This is a genomic window from Periweissella cryptocerci (assembly GCF_004358325.1).
Lineage (GTDB): Bacteria > Bacillota > Bacilli > Lactobacillales > Lactobacillaceae > Periweissella > Periweissella cryptocerci.
On record NZ_CP037940.1, the window covers coordinates 675,008 to 697,255 of the forward strand.

Below are 22,248 nucleotides of genomic sequence, written 5' to 3' on the forward strand. Positions count from 1 at the left end.
TTCTTTCCTCCAAAGTCAAAAATATAAGTCCTAGTTATCATAAGTGTTGTTAGATTGTCACTGCGTTAAATTTTTAGTTCAGCTATTTTGGTAAATAACCAAACTTGTTACAAATTAATCGCACGACATTTTCCAACGCTTGCAAATAGCCAAGCTGAAACATAATATGGGTTTCATAATAACACAATTAACTATGCATTAATAATATTTAAGACAATTCAACTATTACTTGGCGCTTACCCGCAATCTCAATAATCTGTACTGGGGTCTGAAAAACACTTGATAGCAATTCTGCATCATAACATTGTTGAGCTGTTTTTCGATCGACATAACCATTTCCACGAACTAACCAGACAAAATCACTAAAGTGTAATGCTTGATTCAAATCATGCAACACCATCACCACCGTTAAATTATATTCAGTTTGAATTTCTTGTAAAACGTTCAACAGCTCAACTTGATAGTGCACATCCAATGCTGCAGTTGGTTCATCAAGTAAAATCACGTCTGGGCGTTGACAAAGTGCATACGCCAGCCAGACACGCTGTTGCTGACCACCTGATAATTCATCGACTAATTGGTCAGCCATCTCTACCAGTCCCAAGCGCTGTATTATGCGGTACATAAATTCGCTATCAGGAACTTCATTGGTTAGCCCAATTTCTAGTAATTCCGTGACCGTCAGCGGTTCAAACAACTCATTATTTTGTTCCAGATAGGCCACTTTTTCATCAGCAAATACAATGCGCCCCTGATCTGGTTGCAACGTTTGACTTAGCAATTTAAGCATCGTTGTTTTACCACTACCATTTGGGCCAATAATTGTCGTTATTTTGCGCGGTGCGACAACCAAATTCACATTTGTTAATATCGTTTTTGTTCCATGTTTCAGGGAAACGTTTTTAAAATCAAGCATGCTTCACCTTCCTTAACACTAACCCAATAAAAACTGGTCCACAAATTACTAGTAAAATCGCCGTTGCTGATAATTCACGCGGTGCTAAAATCGTGCGGGCTAGCGTGTCTGCATTCAATAGTAGCAACGCCCCCAGTAGTGCAGTTGGCACAAATAGTTTCAAACGACTCTGGCGCGGTAACATTAGTTGCGCCAGTTGTGGCAAAATCACCCCAACAAAATACACCACACCGATAACGCTTGTTACACCACCAATTAATAAACCTACGACTAACAAGATAAACCACGTCGTCCTATTTTCGTCTTCACCTAACTGCCGCGCTTGCACTGCTGATACCGCGTAAAATTTCAAATGACTGCTCAAGAGTACCAACACAATTAGGCTGGCTAATAAGATTATGCCGAGCACCCAAACTTGTGACCAAGTCACGACAGCCAAGTTACTGACGTTAACATTGAACCCACTATCTAATAATTCTGTCAGGGCAGCAAACGTCATCGCTAAGGCAATTCCTGTTAAAATCAAGGCATAATTCTGTAATCGCCCCCAAACAATGAACCGCCACATGACAACCACCACCACACCCAAGAGTGCACCCGCTAGAACTTTACCACCAAAAAAATTGGGTACGGTAATCCCAGCTAACAAACTTAGAAATTGAGTGCCATTCATCAGTCCTAAAATCGAACTATCCACTAGTGAATTGCGTGTAACAATTTGTAGTAATAGTCCCGTTACGCCCAAAATAACCCCGGCAATAATTGCTGTTAAAATTCGTGGAATTCTGAGTTGCCCGACAATCTGCCATGCCATAGTTTGACCAGTAATTAAATCATCTAGGCGGACATGCGTGCTCCCCACGACAATTGCCACCAATGCACTGCAGATTAATAGCCCAATTAAAATTGGCATCAATAATTTTCTCATCGGCTAGCTGCTCCCATCCACGTATGTAGTTGGGCAAACGCTGCTGGTGCATGTAAATTTGCCGTTGGTGCAAACGTTGGCAATTCACCGTAATGAATTTGCTGTTGCTTAACCGCTTGGATATTTTTCCAAGTACCTTTACGTAGTTGTGCTTGCATCGCTTTTTTAACATTTTGTGGCATCGCGTGCGCTAAGACAATAATCATCTCAGGGTTTTCCTGATTAATCATTTCCATATTAGGACTGACAAATGGCGAGTTACCATTGCCACCTACAACTTTGCCACCAGCTCTTTCAACTAGGTCACCAATATACGATTGGTTAGTACCAACCATATAAGAGCCACCAGGCATTCCCATTAACACCAGAACCTTTATCTGACGGGTGGCTTTTTCAGCAGGTAAAACCAGTGTTGCATTTAATTTTTCCGCAGCCTTCTCACGGTGATACATCGTACCCAACTGTGTAATTGCTTGCTGCAAGTTCGCCAATTTCGTAAAATTGACCGGTTTTAAATCAATGTGTTCTTCGTTTAGTTTACCTTGATAGTCACCAACTAAGGCGTCATCAACAAATACCGTTTTCGGTTTCAAACTAACAATCCGTTCAATATTGGGTGCTATATGATTGCCGACTCGTGGGAGGTTTTGATCAACATTCGGCAGTTTTTGGTTAGTTGTCGGTACACCAACGACCGGAATTTTCAACTTGGCAAACACTTCAGCTAGCGCCACCGTTGTTACAATAACCCGCGGTTGATTAGCCTTAATATTACGCTGATAGATGTGTGTCCCAATGGCTCCACCAAAGCACACTACAATCAGACTAACTAAAATGGTGATGATCCGTTTTTGTTTTTTCATCTCATCACCCCTTTTTCCGTCGATTCAGCAACCAAACCGTCGCTCCACCCAACACACCACCTGCCGCAACTCCAATGGCGACATATGGCCAGTAGCTGACCTGTTGTGTAATTACTTGTGGTTGATCTTGGTTCGACAAATCACCTAGGGTTCCACTTACACTGCTTGAACTGCTTGAACTGCTTGAACTTACTTGCGTTGCGTTGACTGGAACATCATTTGCTTTATCACCTGCTCTAGCGACTTGTACAGAAGCCGATTTGCTACTCTTTGTCGTTTTTTTACTAGGGGTAGCTTTTTGTGTTACGTGTGATGCAGCAGTCCTAGATTTTTTCACTGAATCGGTCTGCCCTTTCGTTGACTCCACAAACGGTGCAACATTATCAGCAGCCAACACTAGCCCGATTTTGTACGTGTGGTGATAGTTAATCGGCTTTGCGTCAATTCTAATATTAGCCGCAACCGGTTGATTTACATCTTTAGTGTGGTAACTAAATTGATAAATATAACTTTTATTTTGGCGGTACCGTTTCACCGCTGAAACTTTTTGACCACCAACACTTTGCATCTTAACTGGATACTTGCCAAGGTCTGGTTCCGTTTTAATTAACATTGTGACTTGGTATTTATCCCCAACGACGTTCACGTGAGCCGGTTGGACAAAATACGCACTCGCATATGATGCATCCTGCGTACCGTCTTTTAATACTTGATATTGCACAGCCGTATTTGCTGATACACAACTCAATACCGTTAGTGCAGCTAAAATACAGGTCGTGATTGCGAGCCCCAATTGCCATTTAATTCGTTGCATCATTACGCCCCTCCTTAATCAATTTGTTAATACCAAATACCGTTACTAAGTACGTTACGAGTGTCGTTAACAACACCACGGCCGCAACAATCATGGGGCTCCCTTGTTCTTTCACAATAATCTGATATGGTTTTACCACTATTGGTGTCGCAGTCTGCGTTGTTTGTGACTGCGGGCTGACAGCAACGTTGGCTTTTGCCTTAACATTCTTTGCTAATTTCCCCGATTTGCTTTGTTTTTCTTTTTTTGCGGTAACTGCCACTGACGCAGGGTTCTGTTCAGAAGATGATTGTGACACTATCACCGAACTTGTCTTTGGTAAGTTAGTTGATTTGTCGATTGCCGTTGACTTAACAGTTTTGGGCTGCTTAACAGTCGATGATACTACTGTTTTATAGTGCTTGGCATCCACCGCTAAACGAATTGTGTAAACCTCATTATAGATAATTGGTGCATTAAATTTAACGTGAATTTCTTCTGTAAGCGGCTTTTTTAACGCATTTAGCGACTTTACTTTCAACGTGTAGGTCATCACATTAAACTTGCCATGTTGTTGATTACTAATAATGCGTTCACCATGTTTATTATTTTTTGTTAAGCGAATTGGTTGTTTGCCCATCATCTTAGGCGTTTTTGTCTTGATAGTTACTTCATAACCCCTTTTAGCCGGCTTAATGGCCACTGCTGATTGATAGTATTCATCGGCGACCGAAAGTTCATTTTTAGTTGCATGTAAAACCTGTAACGTTGCGGTTTTAGTTTTATTGGGCTTCGTTGGCACCTTTTCAGTTGGTTTTGTTTCAACTAATTCTGGTACTGAAGGTGTTACGGGTGCCGTTGTATCTGTGAACGGAGCTTCTTTGCCAGTGACTTTGGGATTATTAATTACTAAGCGAACTTCATATTCATGGTGATATTCAAACGGCAATTTTGACCCGTTTTTCCCATAAAGTTGGCTAATATCAACCTTAATCATCTCCACAATTGGTTGGTTGAGTTCACTCCACTTAGCAACATGCAATGTGTAGCTCATAGTAGCATCTTCTACACTAAGCATCCGCTCGGCGTGGGTGTTCCCACTAGCTAGTTTAATCGGTTGTTGATCAACAATTTCGTGCGTATCGGTTGTCACTACCACATCATAGCCAGTTTTTTCGGTTCCATATATTTGCACATTAGGTTTGTAGTACCGATTAGCATAGGACACATTTTCCAAATTATTAACATCATCTGGATTCGCCGTCGCACAACTTGCCCGTTCTTTTAGGACAACTAATTGGTTTTCATCGGTTGCTGCCTCACCGTGTTTTACGCTATTGAACACCCCGAGTAACACACTAAACAAAATCGTCAAAATAACTAATAAATATTTATGCCATTTTTGCATGTTGCGCCCTCCTCATAATTTCGTTACGCCCAATCCCCCATAATTATGCCTGCCGTTAAAAACTAACTCCTCAAAACAATTTTTATTGCATTATTGCTATGCACAAAAAGGGGCCACTAGTGCAGCCACCTTTTCACGAATATCACTTGTGCTTATATGTGAAAATGATTGTTTTGTGATTCTTGATTGTCACAACCTTTTTCTTAGGTGTCTTATACTTTTTAATCTTCTTAGGCTTGAAAGTTTCCTTGGTGTTCTTAGCTACCGTAACTTTCTTGCTCTTAGCAATTTGCTTGCCCTTTTGATTAACGTATTTGACGGTGACCTTTTTGTACTTCTTCGCCGCATACTTGATGGTAATCGTCTGCTTACCCGTAACCGTGTATGACTTAGTGGTTTTCTTGTAACCCTTCAAATTCTTCTTGCCCAAGTTAACCTTAGTACCAAATTTTTTCGTCAACTTTTCAGTTTTGATTACTTTGCCCGTCTTCTTATCAACGTGCTTAACCGTTAACTTGTATGACTTGGCTTTGTAAGCAAACGTCACGGTCTTATTACCATCAAACGTTACCGTATTGCTTGTAGTTGGCTTTGCGTAACCCTTAATACTTGGGGCAGAAACCTTCTTCGTTGTCTTGTATTGTTGGGTACTAGTTGTCGCTGACTTGATTGTCTTCCCCTTCTCATCAACATACTTCACGGTTAGCTTGTAATTGTTTGGGACATAAGTGAATGTAACGTCACCAGATCCCGCAACTGTATAAGTTGAATTTCCTTGTAACTTGTAATGGGCGTAGGTTGGTGCCGTAATCATTTTGCCATTTGGGTATACCAATTTGTCTGTCTTATCGGCATCCGTACCTTTAATCATGACGTTCACGTTTGCGTAATCCATACCCAACCGCACATCATATGTTTCGTGGTATGGTGATCCAAAATCAATATTAATCGTCATCTTCATTTGTTGCAGTTTTAACAAATCAGCCATTGAATCAGCATGCCAAGTTAAAACTTGTTGACCATCAGCATTCAAAGTTGATGTCACTGGAACACCTGGAATATCCAACTTAATTGGTTCATCATCCACGAACCAGCCTTTATCAATATCAGTAGTCAAACTGACATTGTAGCCCCCTTCAGTTGCGGGTGTCACTAAAGCACCTTTATCGAAAAATGATGAGGCCATTGATTGTTCGTCGCCACTGACACCTTTTAAGAATGCCATTGAGTACGTTGCAAATTTATCAAATTGTAAATCGGCAAACGGTGTATGTGTGGTTCCTGGTTTCATTTCGTAAGTCATTGATGTCACAATTCGCTTTGATAACAATGTAGTTGGAATTGTAATTTCAAAACCCACGGCCGTTTTTACGCCTTCAATTTGCGTTTCCTTAGTTTCGCCCATTGTATAATGCGTTAGTAGCTTGTTAGCATCATCAGTCATCAACATCGTAACTTTTGTGCTTTGTCCGTTAATCTCAATTTTAGCCGGTGAAATTAAATATTTGTTCATTGAAGCTGAAGGATCATCTGTACCATTTTTGTAATTTGAAAACGATACAAAGTAAGTTCCATCTGTTAATTTAGCCCCATCGGTAACTTTGATGTCTTTCGTTGCAGCACTCGCTGCCGTTTCTTGTCCCAAAATACGCCCATTTTGCAATGGCGCACCAACAAATGCCCCTGCGAGCATTGCACTCAATAGTACTTTACTAATAATTTTCTGTGTTTTCACGCTATCTACCGCCCTCAATAATTTATTTGTGTAAATTTTGCATCCCACATCTAGCAATTAGATGCATGAATTTCAACATACTGTGCCCAATATGTTCATTTTCTCACGAATTGTAAATTCATTCTATTAATAGCATGTTTTTTCACAGGATTTTCAGATAAAATTCACAATTATGGATTTTCGGTGAATTTGACGCGATGTTAAACATAACGACAAAAAACGTCTAACAACATTTTCAGTTGCTAGACGTTCATTAATTGATATTACTTTTCCAAATCAGCAAGGATTTCGCTCAATGCTGGCTGGCCAAAGACATTGTATTCGGCCTTGTAGTTAGCAATTGTTTCAGCGTCAAACTTCGCTGGATCAACTGGTACAAATGCGACGTCGATTGGATTTTCATCCTTAATCTTAGCGTCGATTACAACTGGCTTGGTGTTACCGTTAGCTTGAAGTTCGGCAACCTTATTGAAGACATCCTTAGCTTCGGCGATTGAAGTGACCGTGAAGCCAAGTGCGCCCATTGATTCAGCGTACTTTGCCCAGTCAGCACCAATCAAATCGATTCCGTAAGGTTCTTGACCCAAGGCAATCTTTTCGTGCAAAATGAAACCAAGTTGCTTGTTTTCAAGTACGATATTGACAACTGGCAAGCTGTACTTAACTTCAGTGAGCAAGTCTTGCATGTTCATTGCAAATCCACCATCACCGGAAACTGACCAAACTTGGCTATCAGGGAAGCTCAACTTAGCCGCAATTCCGGCTGGCAAGCTGTAACCCATCGTAGCGAACCATTCAGACAAGCTCAACTTTTGGTTGGCGTTCATCTTAGCAGCACGGACACCCCAAGCAGTGTTGTTACCAACATCAAGCGTGAAGACATCATCGTCACCTGCGTGGTTGCGCATTTCGCGGAGCACTGCTTCAGCAGACAAGCCCTTTGATTCGTCATCAGCAATTGCATCCATCCAAGTGTTCCAGTTAACCATATCAGCTTGAGCAGCCTTCAACCAGTTAGTCGTTTCAACCTTATCACCAGCAGCAATAGCTGCACGCAAAAATAGTTGAGCATCGGCTAAGAAAGCGTAATCAATATCTGATTGCTTGCCCAAGTCAGCCATGTTGTTGTTGATTTGAATAAGCGTCTTATCACCTGGCAAGTAACGGCTAAATGGGTAGTTAGTACCAGCAAGGATAATCAAGTCAGCATCTTGAGTAACTTCAAATGCTGGCTTAGTTCCCAAACGACCACGCGCGCCCATTGCAGATGGGTGATCATCAGGAATGATACCCACGGCAGGCACAGTATTCACAACTGGAATACTGAACTTTTCACTAAATTCGATAACTTCCTTGCGGGCACTCATCAAGCCCTTACCAATCCACAATACTGGGCGCTTGGCATCAGCTACCAACTTGTTGAATTCAGCAACGCTATCAGCATTAACGGTGAGCTTTTCATCGTAAATGTGTTTAGCCGCAGTCTTAGCCGGCGTATATTCAATTTCTTGGGCGCTCAAATTATCAGGCACGATAACAACGGCTACCCCTTTACCTTCGTAAGCTGCCCGAATTGCTTGGTCAATCACGTAAGGAATTTGAGCAGCGTTAGTGATTGTCTTGTGATAAAGTGCCACATCGGCAAAAATAGGGTCTTCATTCAATTCTTGGAAATAGTTAGTGTTCATCAATTCAGTTGATGTTTGACCAACAATTGCAAGCAATGGAACGCGGTCCATCTTGGCATCGTACAAACCGTTCAACAAGTGCGTTGCACCAGGTCCAGCAGAACCAAAGACCGCCCCAATCTTACCAGTTAGCTTAGCATCAGCTGCCGCAGCCAATGCACCAGCTTCTTCGTGCCGTACTTGAATATACTTCAAGTTTTCACGTTCGCGCCAGAACCCTTCGACTGTATTGTTGATTGAATCGGCGGGAATACCATAGATGTGATCGATATCCCAATTTACTAATACTTGTGCCAAAGCTTGGCCAGCCATTAATTTTGCCATTATTTAATATTCCTCTTACTTTTTAAAAGTATTTTTCTACAAAGAACATCTTAACTCTTTCGCTTACTAAATGGAAGCGAAATGGATGAAACTTTTTATTTTTTGCTGTGAATGCTTAAAAACATTACCTTATTTAAATATGCACATCATCTAAGCACTAAAAAACACCGCTGCCAATCCCACAGCGATGCCTTTATTTTTCTCACTCGTTGAATATTCGCTTCCCAAAGTAATTTTTCTACGCCACCACCTGTGCTACTTACTCAAAAAATGTGCCATATTCTGATAAATCACTGCCTGTTTACGCATTATCATTGCTTGATCTTGCCGGATTTCAGCAATTAGCTTTGCTATATTGATGTTCACACGTTCTGAATTCATTAATTTTCCGCCTTGAACTGCTAAAATTGCCAGCTCTGCCGTATTAGCAATTTCATTAGTAAAAACAAAAATATCTCTGTGGTAAAAGTCGTCGCTTCGCGCCCAATTCACATCCACACCATCATATATAACAGCCTTTTTAATATGGTTGTTATCTTTATAGAGTGCCATCTGCCCACAACGAATAAAGTTCCCACTTGCTTCGGGATTATCCACCAAAATGACAATGTCAGCTTCATTGCCGTCAAATCCCATCAATTTTTCCTGCTTCACAGCTACATATAATTTAGATGTTTTCATATTTCACGCTTTCTAAATTTTTAACTTGTCAATATTAACTATTTAGCCTAATTTCACTTTTTCAATGCACCATTTCAATATTAATTTTCGATTCTCAGCACTTAATAACCCGTGCGTATTGGTATTTTTGGTTTGTTGATCTTGGCGTTTCAAATACCGATGCATTAAATACCAACTACACAGTGTTACGACCAACAATACCCACCCGATGATTGTTGTTTTCGTAAACTCATCCATTTTATCAAGCCCCCTTTAAACTCACTACAGGTTTACGCCCACTATCAGTATATTAATGCTGTTACTGTGCAAATTTTCCAACGGCAGCTAACGTTTTATCCCTAACATCAACGTTACTTTGCTTGTATAACCGCTGATAAATCGACAGCGCAGAGCGTCCGTTAGTCCCTGCCATATAATCATTAATAATTTGTGTGGTCAAAATGTCCTTATATTTAGCAACAGAACCTTTGCCAGGATTCTTGAGCATTTTGATGACATAATATCCATTACTCCCCTTAATGGGTTCGGGACTAATCTGATTATTCGCTAAAGTAAAGGCCACCTTTTTAATTGCTGGATCAACATTAATTGATGTTGAATTAAACGCCGGCATAATACCTTGATTGCCGTTAGTCGTTGTATCTAATGACTGCGTTGCCAGTATTTTCTCAAAAGACTTGCCAGCTTTTAATTCTTGAATAACTTTGAGCGCAGTTACCTTATTTCCAACCATAATGTCAGCAACCGTCACGTTTGGATAGTATTGTTTGAACTGTTGCTGTAAATCAGCTTTCGTAATTTTAACGTTCGCTTTAATTGCTTCACGGGCAATTAAATTCTTTTTGATTTGTGCTTTATATGTGTCTGGAGTATACCCACTTTGTTTCAGTGCTTTGCTCCAATCTGACACGCTATACATTGCGCGACTAGTCTGATAGCTCCCCTTAACCATTGTGTTGGTAACTTTATCACCATATTTTGCCGCTAAAATTTGGTCAAGCGTGGCCTGTCTTAATATGTTTTTGGCTTCCGGCATTGTTTTGATTTTTTGATAATAATCAGCTTGTGAGATTTTACCGTATTTAGTTGTAACTAATGTTGGATCCGCCATTTTCTGAGCGATTATCCAAGTAACACTAACAATGCTGACAATGACTATTAGTACGGGCACTACCTTATTAATTTGTTCTTTGATCATCATTTATCCCCTTGTTCTGCAATGATGGCCCGCAATTCTTTTTCTTTTTTCTTCATTCGTAAATAAATGAAGAAAATAACTAGTAGTAGTAATACAACTCCCGCTACAATAAACCACCATGTGTAGTTATGCTTGATTGTGACATCTTTTCGATTTAGCGCCCGGGCCTTGGCTCCGTTAATAGTAAAATCACGTTTAAAATGCCAAGTGCTCAGGCCGGATATCAATTTCAAATCCATTCTGTATTTACCGGCGACCAGATCTTTACCATTTAATTGCGTTGGGAAATTAAATTGAGAATTAGGTGCAATCTGCATGCCCGCTTTCTTGGCCGAATAGAGCACTTTCTGATTACCTTGCTTTGTAACTTTAGTAATGACTTTGACTTGATTCAAATACGTTGCTGTTTTATTGACTAAGGCACTACTAATTACATTTCGATAATTAATTTGTGCTGGCTGCACCTTAGTTAACTTCATCACTGGTTTGACTGGTTGATTACTTTCACGGAGCACAATCCCGACGACATATGCATACCGGTTAATAATTGACATTCCTTTGGCAGCATTGGTTTGCTTGCCTTCAACCGGTTTGAATGTAATTCCACCAGCAAGCACGCCCTTAAATTTTTTTTGCGGTACTTGCAGTTTAAACGTGACGGTAGTCTTGGATTTTGCTGGTATTTTTACAGACCGAGTCGTTTTTAAAATATTGGCCATGTCAGCTGGCGCCGAACCGTCAAGTTTCAAGCTTGGAGCAGTGTAATCAACGACCCCGTTCACGTTAGTTTTAGCCGCATTAATAATCGGTTTGACCTGAACAGCTTTTTTGGTCTCGTTAACCAGGACAACTTTCAATGTTTGTGTCGATCCTGGCTTAACTTTCAAGTCAAAATATGTGTGCAGACTATTCACCTGATTCTTAGGTAGGATAGGATTAACTGAAAATGGAAGTGCACTGGCATGGCCAATCGTCGTCGCCCCAATAAACATCGCAATTGTTGCTGCAATGGCCAATAAAATTTTTGTTAGTTTTGACATATTCATTCTCCCCATTCTTGGTTATTATGTACGCCACCAACAAGCGGTGGCTGAAATTAATTACTAGGTGTATCACTTAGCGTCCACGTAATTGATGCTTGATACGCTGTTGATTTTGCATTTTGCCCATTTACAACATTCAATGCAACGTCTTTATCTACTTCACGACTAGTTTTAGCACCGGCTTCACCAGTAATAGTTGCCAAGTCATTAGCTGAACCAAAATTACCAAGAAATGTGCCATGGCCTTCGTTCTCTGGTGCCGAAATTATCGTAGTTGCCACATTTGGCACTAGTTCATTTGTAGTAAATGAACTACTCATTCCATTACCAACGACATTCGGTGTTGGTAATGAATTATCAGTCGCTACCTTAAGCGCTCCATTTTGATAATCTAATGACGTGATTGGCAGGACATCCCCATCACTGTCTTTGAAATTAGAAATCATTGCATTCAGCTTCCAACCTGATTTATCAGGGCGACGATCTGACACTTGAACATATGGTACCGAATTTTTTGTACCATCACTGTATTTCTGTGATGTCGCATAGTATTTTTGTGCACCAGTACTAATCGTTTGCGTGCCAAAATTAAACGATGGTGCATAGTCTAATGTTAATGATCCACTAGTTGGATTAGCGGCGGCGTTGCCAGTCACTGTATCAACCGGCTTAACCGGCTGACTGACATTCGGATTGCTTGGGTCTAGCGGGCTAACCGTGACTGGTGTATACGTGACTACTGTTGTTTCATCGCTACCATCAAAAGCCCCAGTAACCACCGTTTTGTCAGCAGTATATCCCGGTAATAGTGGTGTCTCAATCGAATAACTTTTACTGGATAGTCCACTAGTTGTGTTACTCCCATTTTTAACTACCACATCGTCAATATATGATCCTGCTGCTTGACCTTTAATCTGATAATGGACTGTCATTGACCCAGCTTTGCTGTAATCGAGGACGAAATTATTATCGCTATCATTTTGGCCGACCGTAAATTGTTGTGGTGCCGTCATTGCATAGCCCTTAACTTTCGGCGCAATATAGACATAATCCGGGTCGAAATTAGCTAATTTTTGAGCATCGGCCAGATAACTTGCATCCGGGATTACCGTGATTACGTCCCCTACATTTGCGATTGCGCCCGTTGATTTCGTAAAATTAAAATCACTAGGATTAGCAACTGACGCGTTTGCTTTACCATCAAACGTTACGTTAGCGGTTTTAACTGGCATACTGTAATCATTTAGTTTGAAGTTAAAATTATTATCTGAGTTACTTGAATCTGATGCCACAACCCCCATCGCATAACCTTGATTCTGCATCGACGCCGGAATTGTCATTGTCCACGTTTTTGCATCGGTGTTCGAGCCATACGTTTGGTTCAGTAATGTCCCGATAACTGGTAATTTTTTAGCATTATCAGGAATTGAAATGGTTAATTTTCCCGTACTTGCTGAATACGAAATTGTGATGTTTTCGTAACCGCTTGTTAGGCTAGAGTTAATCGACGCAACTTGATTACCTGGATTATTATCCAATTTATCGTTCTTATTCGCGCCATCAACCGCAATTAATTTACCGCTCCCATCAGTGAATCGCCAATTAATAACCTGTTCAGTAGCACCCACTGGTGAACCAGAATTCGCTTTCACACTTTGATTATTACCAGGAACTGCACTCATACCATCAGTGAACGGTCCCGCACTTATATACGATGTGATGGTATCAGCATTTTTAGCATCTTTATTATTAAAATCCCCCATGTTGAAGTTATTAGTACCAATATAGTGGGTATCACCATTATTGGCGTACATGTCATAGACTAGTCCGAATGCGTTCGGTAATCCCCAGAGTCCAAGCCCCGCACCGGCGACACCCGATGCGATTTTGTTTGGGTTTACTGGCGCAAAGACGACTGAAATTCCGTCACCTGTTGTATCAGAGAAACCAATTTGTCCCGTTATTTTAAAATCTTGCCCAAAATTAATTTGATTAGTGAATCCTACCGCACCAACTTCACCTGTGCTGCTTCTAGACGTCAATGAGGCGGTCAATACATTACCACTAATTGTCGGTGTTTTCGCCGAACCGCTACTTTTAAACAAATCACCAACTTTTGAATTCGCACTTGTATAAGTGTGGGTATTATCAAAATCTGAAACCGTAGTTACATCAGTATTCGTATCGGCGTGCACAACAGTGGGAGATACATTCATCTTGATTAACGATTCAGGTATCACGCCTACACTAGCAATCATCAGTAATGCAGCTCCACTGATTGCCACCCGCTTTTTCCAATAACTATGCTTATATCTACCCATTTGCTTTCCCTTTCCATACGTTTAATTCTCGCATTAATAAATTGGCCAGAGATCAACGCTCCAATTATCTTGTTTAGAACGCTCATCTCCACCCAATTCAAAAATGAATTGAGTGACAAATATTAACCCACAAATTAATTAGTTAGCTGGTGTATCTGCTAAAGTCCAATCAATTGTTGCGGTATACTTTTGTGCCTTGGCGTTACCACCATTAGGCACTTCAAGCGTAACGGCCTTATCAGTATCTCGTGAACTAGTAGTACCATCAGTGGCTGTATCAGTAGCAGATCCCAAATCACTATTAGAACCAAAACTATCTACCCATGTACCGGCACCGGCACCTTTAGCTGCTGAGGCAACTGTGGCTGCATTGGCAGGATCCAAGGTAACGTTTGAAACAGTTGGTGCAACGGCATTATTTGTTGTTGCCTTCACAGCAGCAGAATTAGCTAAACTGATTTGCGCACCAGTCAATTCGTTTGCACCACTTGTAAACTTAGATACCTTGGCACTCAAATTCCACCCAGCGTCAGAACCCCGGTTATCAGTTACTTGGGCATACAATGGGGCAGCTGCTTGTTTAGCATCAGTAAATGATTGTGCGGTCGCTTCGTACGTCTTGGTAGCTGTGGTGATTTGTTGTGAACCAAAATCAAAATTTGAAATGTAATCAATTGACAAAGGTCCAGACGTACCTGGTGTCACTGGGGTATCTGGATTAGTTGGATCCACTGGGACAACTGGTGTGTCTGGATCAGTTGGATTAACTGGCGTAGTTGGTGTTGTAGAAGTACTTGGAACGAATGCTACTTGACCAGTTGTTGAATATGCGGCAGAGTCATCTGCGTTTGCAATAACTGGAACTGCGCCCAAAATAACGGTTGCTAAAAGTGATGATGCTACTAATTTAGTAATTTTCATGTTTATTTTCTCCCGAAATATGTTTTGTATATCCCAATACAATATTTTTACTGAACTACTTGAAATGCTACTGTGCTATCGCTTGATATCGATACCACATCTAGTGTTACTGAACTACGACGCCTCGATGGTGAATGTTTTTCCGATATAAAATTATCAAAAAAGCACTTAGCAAAAGGCCTAATCCCAAAACTTGGATGCTACGTTGCAATGAATCTACTACCATCCCAGTTTGTGGCAACACTGAATTTTGGTGCTGATTTGCGGAAATAATCCCGTTAGTCGGTAATGTTCCGTTCGACCCAGATGATATTTTGTGACCCACCGGCCCATTAGTACCTGCCGTGTGACTAATGTCACCGCCATTATTTCCTGGCATTGGTGGATAGGCAACTGGGCCGTTTTGATCTGGTCCATACACCCATTCAATAACCCCTTTTGTTGCATACAGTTTTGTTGTGGCTGCACTCGCATGTGTTGTCATTCCAATACCCAAGCTACCAATCATAACTAGCAATAATGTTACCGAAACCACCTTTGTTAACAGTTTCAATTAATTACCCCCTTCATCCATATTTGCGAAAAAATGACCCAAAACCAACAACTCCAAAACCGTCTAATAATCCATGTTTTCTAGACAGTTTAGTGATAATGCCTTATTTCAAGGCATTGAACATAATTTTCATTGAAATTCGCGTATTTTTAGGAGTTCGGGTTTATATAACCCGAACTCCTTTCAAACACATTTCAAAAAATTAAACATTATAAAAAGTAAAACAAGACAAAAGTTATAATTCGTTTTTATATAGTTTGTATTATCGCTTGGATATTATTATGTTTTATAAATAAGTGTTCCGCGTAATAAATTCGTTGTCGTCATTTACATAAAAATTAATACTGGTTTTGTGAATTGATCTGTAATGACGTATTCATTGGATTAATAGTTTGAATGTGATCAATTCGATAGGTGTACAAAGTTTGTTGTTAGTAACATAAACTTTGGCACTTTTTTTGCTTTTTCTAACGCGCAAATAGTGTTTTTCCATCGTGAACATTGTGACCAGTAATGCAAAATTTCCGCACCCATTTTTTCATCAGCTTCAAAGTTGGCGCCAACAAGAAGCGATGAATTATCGATTCCGTAGACGATTGGAATATTTACATTGTACTTTGGAATGATGATTCGTCCCAGTTTATGAACTCTTTGAAAGCTTTGTTGATAAAATGAATGTAAATCGTAGTCATGTACTTTCATAATCAAAGCTATTATTATTGATTGGAAATTGAATCGTTGGCAAACTGTATACACAACTCCATTTTTACCAATATAAATAATAATAAATTGAATACGCACAAATAAAATTATGAAATACGCCGAACACTATTTGCTATATACTGCTTTACTTATTATAAAAAGATTAATTTTTTTATTAATTAATTTTGAATGTTTAGGGGTTCGGGTTATATAAACCCGAACCCTTTAGCTAACTAAAAGATTAAAATCATCTGAAAAATTAAATACTGACAAATTCAGCTATTGATATAATGGCTGAATTTTTTTATGCCTTCACGTTTGGAACGGTTAGTCAAATGAACGTAGTATTGTAACGTTGTTTTGACATCGACGTGCCCTAATTGATATTGAACTTGTAATTCATCTAGGCCGGCGTCTTTGGCTAAGCTGGCAAATGTGTGTCTAAATCCATGCATTGTCATCGGAATTAAGCCATATTTCGCGATAATATGTTTCAACCACTTATCGCCTTTAGTCATACATAGTGGCTTACCCTCAGTATTAGGCACGATTAAATCATTCACTCTTGGCTTAATTACTTTACGATATTCTCGCAAGATTCTACACGTTTCACGATCTAAAACAACAATACGATTCGCTTTTTCCGTTTTAGGACTCGTAATTACCTGGATGCCACTACTATCGCGTGATACTGTTTTACTGATTTTTACCTCTTGACGATCAAAATCAATATCACTCCAACGTAATGCCATAAGTTCGCCTTTTCGCATTCCAGTAAATATTAATAATCTGAAAAAAATATATATTTTATGATTTCTGCCAATATATTCACGTGATACAATTCCTAAAAATTCGACAATTTGTTCACGTTCCCAATATTGAGCCTTGCTTGCCTGAACTTTTTGTTCACGTGGAATCGAAATGTTTAGGACTGGATTACTCTCGATGATTCCATTTTGCACTGCAAACTTAAAAATTTCAGCAAGATAATATACGCAACGATTATGCTTTTGTAGTTTTTGTGCGAGCACGTCCACGACATTTTGAACTGTTGCGACCGTTATCTCTGTCACTAATAAATCACCTAACATTGCCGATTGCAGCAAATGATTCTCAATAATCGTTCGTGTCCGTAGAGCAGTACTACCTTTCACTCCCGCTTCGTATTTATCGAACCATAGCTGAACTAAATCCGAAAATACGGTTACTTGTTCGAGTGGTATTCTGATATCATCGCTGTACTGTTTACTTGCTGTGACAGCCTTTGCTCGCGTAGAATAACCTCGATGCCAGCGACGTTGATATTTGGCACTTTTTTCATCGGCGAGAACCAGTTCCAAAAATTCCCATGATGAATTTCCATCGCTATTTTTTCTGTACAAAGTCATTCATGCACCCCCAATTCTAAATTGAATAATGATAACTTCAATCTTGGAGTTGCTTCCCAAAAACAACTCCAGAATACATTTTTTTGCAACTCATTGCAATAATTAATTAACTATTTACCACTTATTGCGTACTAATCGTTCCACTCTACGCCTTACCACTATCCAAAATCCTTCCGAGTGTATATCAATTATACTTAATTCAAGCCCAATAAGCAAACGTGTGTTCGGGGGCGAAAAATAAAATTATCGCTTACCTTAAAAAGCCCCAGTTACAGATTTTAATCCGTAACTGGGGCTTTAATTTTGTACGTAACTTGCTAATATTTATTAAAGTAATTCAGCAAATACTGCTTGTTGTGGGTGCATGTAATCCGTACCTGGACGGACAGTATCAATTTCGACACCATCAAGGGCACGTTCCATCAAACCATCAATATCAAGTAATTGTTCATACTTGCGTGCCTTTTCAAGATCAGGACGCGTCTTTGGTGATGGTGGCGCAAAAATTGTACAACAGTCTTCAAATGGTAAAATTGAAAGTGCATAAGTATCGATATTCTTAGCGATTTCAATAATTTCAGTTTTGTCCATCGAAACAACTGGGCGGATGATTGGCATGGTTGTCACATCATTAATCGCCATCATTGATTCCATTGTTTGTGAAGCAACTTGACCCAAAGCTTCACCATTGAAAATCGCCATACCGCCACGCTTCAAAGCCATTGCACATGTCAAACGTAACATCATCCGACGTTGTACCGTCATCAAGTAACCTTCTGGAACTGTTTCCTTGATAGTTTCTTGGATTTCCGTGAATGGAATTGAGATAAACTTAATTGCCCCAACAGATTGTGAGAGCACTTCAGTGAGTTGCTTAGCTTTAGCAAGTGCTTGTTGGGTTGTATATGGAGGGCTAAAGAAGTGCACCATTTCCATGTCAACTCCGCGCTTCATACCGAGATAGGCTGCGACTGGCGAATCAATCCCACCAGAAAGCATCATCATCCCCTTACCGGCAGTCCCAACTGGGAAGCCACCAGCACCCTTGATTGTGAGTGATGACAAGAAAATTCCGTTCAAACGCACATCAACTAAGAGTTCGATGTCAGGATTCTTAACGTCAACTTCCAAACCAGGAATGGCATCTAAGACCATCCCACCAACTTCGCGGTTAATGGCATTCGTGTCCATTGGGAAATTTTTATCTGAACGCTTTGTTTGTACCTTGAATGTCATCCCAGGCTTAAATTGTTCCTTGATCATTTCGATAGCTGTTGCATAAACGGCATCAATATCTTGGTCAACACGAACAACAGGGGAGAATGTTTGGATACCAAAAATCATCTTCACACGCGCGAGGACAGGTTCTGGATCCGTACCATTCAATTCGATATGCATCCGGTCACGTTTAGCATAAATTTGTACATCTGGGAAATCGTGCAAAGCTTTAACAGTGTTACCACCTAAGCGGTTGATAAAGTCTTTGATGTTCTTACCCTTTGTAGAAAGTTCACCGTAACGCACCATAATTTCAGTGTATTGCATGAAAGCTCCTTTTTCTTTTAACGTCGTAAGAGCGACTCAAACTACCTGCCTTCTCACGAAAAATTTCATCTTATCTTGCGTCGGCTAAGTTCTTAGCGAAAACTTTTTGAAATCCATCATACAAAACGTCGAACACTTTAATAAATTCTTCAGCTTGCGCCATTGTGTTTGAGGCGTCGAGTGATACTCGCACGGCAGAAGTTGCTAAGTGTTCAGGCGTGTGCATGGCCATCAAAGTACTTGAAGCTTGTTCTTTTTTACTTGAACAGGCTGAAGTCGTTGAAATGTAGATTCCGTGTTCTTCAAAAGCATGGACAATTGTTTCACCACGGACACCGTCTAATGAGAATGTCAAAATGTGGGGCGCAAAGTGGTCATTGGCTTGTGAGAACAAAGTCACGTTTGGCAAATCCTTAATGTGGTCCATGATTGCTTGACGAATTGAGCGTTCACGTTCAACCTTATCCGCTTCGTCATCAAGAACTAAACGTAACGCCTTGGCCATCGCAGCAATTGCGGGTAAGTTTTCTGTCCCTGAACGCAAGTTACGTTCTTGGCCACCACCGGTCATCAATGGAGCGATGCGCTTGCCACGCTTCATATACATAAATCCAATTCCGCGAGGTGCATGGAATTTGTGCCCAGAGAACGTCGCAAAATCAACTCGTGGGTGGAATACCAAATCATGCAATCCTTTCCCAACGGTTTGAACCGCGTCCACGTGAAAATGAATCTTTGGGTAATCCATCAACACATCACCGATTTCATCGATTGGTTGAATAGCACCAATTTCATTATTCACGCCCATAATTGAAACTAGGATGGTATCAGGACGAATTGCGGCTTTGACATCAGCCGCTGAAACACGGCCTTCGCTATCAACTGGCAAATAAGTCACCTCAAAGCCAAGTTGTTCCAGCTGTTCCATCGAGTTTTGAACCGCTGGGTGTTCCACTTGACTCGTAATCAAGTGCTTCCCAAAGGCCCGCTTTTCAATCGCAGTTCCCTTGATAACCCAGTTATCACCTTCAGTACCACCAGAGGTGAAAAGAATTTCACTCAATGACACTCCCAATAAATCAGCAATTTGCTTGCGTGATTGTTCCAACAAATTAAACGCTTGTTCACCAAAATTGTGAAGCGAGCTTGGGTTACCCCAGATGTTTGCTGAAACCTTTGAATATGTTTCGACAGCTGTTGGATCAGCTTGTGTCGTCGCAGAGTTATCAAAATAAATCATCTGCATCCTCTTTCCTTTGTAGATTCCGTACGATTATAAAAATAAACAATATACTCACTAATAATAAGCGAAAAACGTTGGTTTGTGAAGTGTTTCGCCGCGATTGTTATGTTAATGAAACACTTACCTATCAGTAAGTAACTTGTTAGTCATGGACATGCGCCATCATTTGCGCAATTTTCTTTAAAACACCGTCGATTTCAATCATTTCAGCTGGACTAAACTCATTCAAAACCTGTTGCATCATCGTGCTACGCGCATTATTAATCAACGCAACCACCCGCTGGCCTTCAGCTGATAATTCAACTTCACGAATTCTTTTATCCGTCTCGTTATACTTTGCGTTAATTAAGCCTTGCGCTACAAATTTATCAATTTGGCGACTAGTTGATGAGTGCGTTTTACCCAACTGATCAGCTAATTGCCCAACATTTATTTTTGGCTGCATCCCCACTCGAACAATAATCGGTAATAAATTCTGATCATTTTTCAAGCCGGCCTTTCTCAATAATTGCTCATCATTTCGGGGATCATTCAAAAAATTTACAATTTTAAATAATGATTCAAATATTTCATTCTCCATGCTTGCAATTATACCATGTTCGCTTTATGATATTAAGTGCAAGTTGCACATATAATGCATTGAACGGTACTCGAACTAAACACTTATATAAAAACTAAAAAGGACGATTAATCATGAAAAATATCTTAGTTATTTTTGACCACCCCTACACCGCTGATTCCTATGACGATATTCCCCACAATCGTAGCTGGAGTGCCAAGGTGTACCACGAGCTATTCCTCCGCGAAGAGTCACTTGGCAATCACGTTGACTTGATTGATTTACACGCTGACCACTTCAATCCCGTCGTGTCGAAAGCAGAATTACAAAACTGGCGTACGCGTGCGGAAAGCAATCCACAAATTCAAGACTATCAACAACGCATTACTCAGGCTGACGAAATTTTCTTCATTATGCCAATGTGGTGGGAACTAATGCCGGCGATGACGAAGGGCTTTATCGACCGCGTATTCACAAAACGCTTCCTGCTCGGCGATGCTAGCCAAAACCGCAACCATAGTAATCGTTTAACCAACTTAAAAGCAGTGCACCTAATTAGTGTGCAAGGTACCCCCAAGATTATCTACACGTTACTTTATAAAAATGCCCTCTCAAACGCCCTTTTAAAGGGACTCTTCAAAAAAATGGGCTTCAAAGGTCGTTTGAAGTGGCACGCAGTTGACGGCGACGCTCCGGATAAGAAACGTCAGGTGGCCCTCAACAAACTAATTGCAAAGTTAAAATAACACAAAAATGCTTGTAAACGGCCTTCTCAATAAGGTATTTACAAGCATTTTTAATAATATAAATTACGGCTAAAATTTTTCTAGCGTGGAATTTGGATATGTGTCTCAGATCGATTCCCACTGCGAGGCTGGAACCAGTCTGGACACCATGATGGAAGACAAGCATTTGAAGCCACAGTGCGGTCTTCAAATGTTTGCGAAGCTTGGTTCGCTAACGCGGTAACCATCTTCACAAATCCATAATCAGTAACCAAACCCGTTACTGATTATGCCATCACGGTGCGAGCTAAAGTCCAGCCTGGTTCCAGCCTCTTCGTTAGTTTTCGTAGGCATTCTGACTAGTAATATTCCGTAATCCTTGTCGCTGCAAATTTAGCGGTAATCAATAGTTCAACGCTTATCTAGCGGAGTGACTGAAAATCACTTTGTGGCCGACAGGCTTTACACCGAAATGGGACGTGACACCATGTGTCAGGTTTGTCGCTGAGGGTAGAGCCGACCGGGCCTTATTTGTCCAGCGTAGCTACAAATGTGAGCAGTCTTTTGGCTTTAGCCATTAGACTGCCAGCTATCCCGAATTGCCCAAGACCGCCCTTTGGCTTGGGCATGTGCTTCCATTTCGGTGCACAATGTGTTTTTCAGGCACGCAGTGGCATCATACTTCTAATCACATTTTTTAAATCCCACGTCAGA

The 22,248-nt window shown here is 40.5% G+C and carries 20 protein-coding genes; 1 reads left to right on the forward strand and 19 read right to left on the reverse strand.

Annotated elements, in window-relative coordinates:
* Window positions 1-208 precede the first annotated feature (208 nt).
* From EQG49_RS03185 to EQG49_RS03270, 19 genes are all read right to left on the reverse strand, one after another.
* Complete coding sequence (locus EQG49_RS03185) at window positions 209-916, reverse strand: ABC transporter ATP-binding protein (RefSeq protein WP_133362608.1); 708 nt, start codon at window positions 914-916, stop codon at window positions 209-211.
* Window positions 909-1,844, reverse strand: a complete 936-nt coding sequence (locus EQG49_RS03190; RefSeq protein WP_133362609.1) for an iron ABC transporter permease — start codon at window positions 1,842-1,844, stop codon at window positions 909-911. Before EQG49_RS03190 ends, EQG49_RS03185 begins: the two co-directional genes overlap by 8 nt.
* Window positions 1,841-2,707: an ABC transporter substrate-binding protein gene (locus EQG49_RS03195; protein ID WP_133362610.1), complete on the reverse strand. Its 867-nt coding sequence runs from the start codon at window positions 2,705-2,707 to the stop codon at window positions 1,841-1,843. Before EQG49_RS03195 ends, EQG49_RS03190 begins: the two co-directional genes overlap by 4 nt.
* 4 nt (window positions 2,708-2,711) lie before the next feature.
* Window positions 2,712-3,524 (reverse strand): NEAT domain-containing protein, encoded by an 813-nt coding sequence (locus EQG49_RS03200; RefSeq protein ID WP_133362611.1) that lies wholly within the window; start codon window positions 3,522-3,524, stop codon window positions 2,712-2,714.
* The gene (locus EQG49_RS03205; protein WP_133362612.1) at window positions 3,508-4,908 is read right to left on the reverse strand and encodes a hypothetical protein; all 1,401 of its coding nucleotides are present in this window, start codon (window positions 4,906-4,908) and stop codon (window positions 3,508-3,510) included. The genes EQG49_RS03200 and EQG49_RS03205 overlap by 17 nt, the downstream gene beginning before the upstream one ends.
* 142 nt (window positions 4,909-5,050) lie before the next feature.
* Window positions 5,051-6,643: a MucBP domain-containing protein gene (locus tag EQG49_RS03210; protein ID WP_133362613.1), complete on the reverse strand. Its 1,593-nt coding sequence runs from the start codon at window positions 6,641-6,643 to the stop codon at window positions 5,051-5,053.
* 263 nt (window positions 6,644-6,906) lie between these two features.
* Entirely contained in the window at window positions 6,907-8,655 is a 1,749-nt protein-coding gene (locus tag EQG49_RS03215; RefSeq protein WP_133362614.1) for a thiamine pyrophosphate-dependent enzyme, read from the reverse strand.
* A 255-nt stretch (window positions 8,656-8,910) separates the two neighbouring features.
* The gene (locus EQG49_RS03220) at window positions 8,911-9,336 is read right to left on the reverse strand and encodes a hypothetical protein (RefSeq protein ID WP_133362615.1); all 426 of its coding nucleotides are present in this window, start codon (window positions 9,334-9,336) and stop codon (window positions 8,911-8,913) included.
* 42 nt (window positions 9,337-9,378) lie between these two features.
* The gene (locus EQG49_RS03225; RefSeq protein ID WP_133362616.1) at window positions 9,379-9,573 is read right to left on the reverse strand and encodes a hypothetical protein; all 195 of its coding nucleotides are present in this window, start codon (window positions 9,571-9,573) and stop codon (window positions 9,379-9,381) included.
* 61 nt (window positions 9,574-9,634) lie between these two features.
* On the reverse strand, window positions 9,635-10,537 hold the full coding sequence (locus EQG49_RS03230; protein ID WP_133362617.1) for a peptidylprolyl isomerase: 903 nt from the start codon (window positions 10,535-10,537) through the stop codon (window positions 9,635-9,637).
* Window positions 10,534-11,574 (reverse strand): WxLIP family cell surface protein, encoded by a 1,041-nt coding sequence (locus tag EQG49_RS03235; RefSeq protein ID WP_165964748.1) that lies wholly within the window; start codon window positions 11,572-11,574, stop codon window positions 10,534-10,536. Before EQG49_RS03235 ends, EQG49_RS03230 begins: the two co-directional genes overlap by 4 nt.
* 56 nt (window positions 11,575-11,630) lie before the next feature.
* Window positions 11,631-13,898 carry a WxL domain-containing protein gene (locus EQG49_RS03240; RefSeq protein ID WP_133362619.1) on the reverse strand — a complete coding sequence of 756 codons (2,268 nt, stop codon included), beginning with the start codon at window positions 13,896-13,898 and terminating at the stop codon, window positions 11,631-11,633.
* Window positions 13,899-14,036: 138 nt separating this feature from the next.
* The gene (locus EQG49_RS03245) at window positions 14,037-14,819 is read right to left on the reverse strand and encodes a WxL domain-containing protein (protein ID WP_133362620.1); all 783 of its coding nucleotides are present in this window, start codon (window positions 14,817-14,819) and stop codon (window positions 14,037-14,039) included.
* 106 nt (window positions 14,820-14,925) lie between these two features.
* Window positions 14,926-15,372 carry a hypothetical protein gene (locus tag EQG49_RS13620; protein ID WP_165964749.1) on the reverse strand — a complete coding sequence of 149 codons (447 nt, stop codon included), beginning with the start codon at window positions 15,370-15,372 and terminating at the stop codon, window positions 14,926-14,928.
* 402 nt (window positions 15,373-15,774) lie between these two features.
* Window positions 15,775-16,173, reverse strand: coding sequence for a sortase family protein (locus EQG49_RS13625; protein WP_165964750.1), 399 nt, complete (start codon window positions 16,171-16,173; stop codon window positions 15,775-15,777).
* Between the two features lie 176 nt (window positions 16,174-16,349).
* Entirely contained in the window at window positions 16,350-17,462 is a 1,113-nt protein-coding gene (locus tag EQG49_RS03255) for a tyrosine-type recombinase/integrase (protein ID WP_133362621.1), read from the reverse strand.
* A 327-nt stretch (window positions 17,463-17,789) separates the two neighbouring features.
* Complete coding sequence (gene thiI / locus EQG49_RS03260) at window positions 17,790-19,007, reverse strand: tRNA uracil 4-sulfurtransferase ThiI (protein WP_133362622.1); 1,218 nt, start codon at window positions 19,005-19,007, stop codon at window positions 17,790-17,792.
* A gap of 70 nt (window positions 19,008-19,077) precedes the next feature.
* A complete protein-coding gene (locus EQG49_RS03265) occupies window positions 19,078-20,247 on the reverse strand; it encodes a cysteine desulfurase family protein (protein WP_133362623.1) in 1,170 nt (389 codons plus the stop codon).
* A 145-nt stretch (window positions 20,248-20,392) separates the two neighbouring features.
* Window positions 20,393-20,830, reverse strand: a complete 438-nt coding sequence (locus tag EQG49_RS03270) for a MarR family winged helix-turn-helix transcriptional regulator (RefSeq protein WP_133362624.1) — start codon at window positions 20,828-20,830, stop codon at window positions 20,393-20,395.
* Window positions 20,831-20,943: 113 nt separating this feature from the next.
* On the opposite strand from EQG49_RS03270, the gene EQG49_RS03275 reads away from it, so the two are divergent.
* On the forward strand, window positions 20,944-21,555 hold the full coding sequence (locus tag EQG49_RS03275) for an NAD(P)H-dependent oxidoreductase (protein WP_133362625.1): 612 nt from the start codon (window positions 20,944-20,946) through the stop codon (window positions 21,553-21,555).
* The last annotated feature ends 693 nt before the right edge of the window (window positions 21,556-22,248 follow it).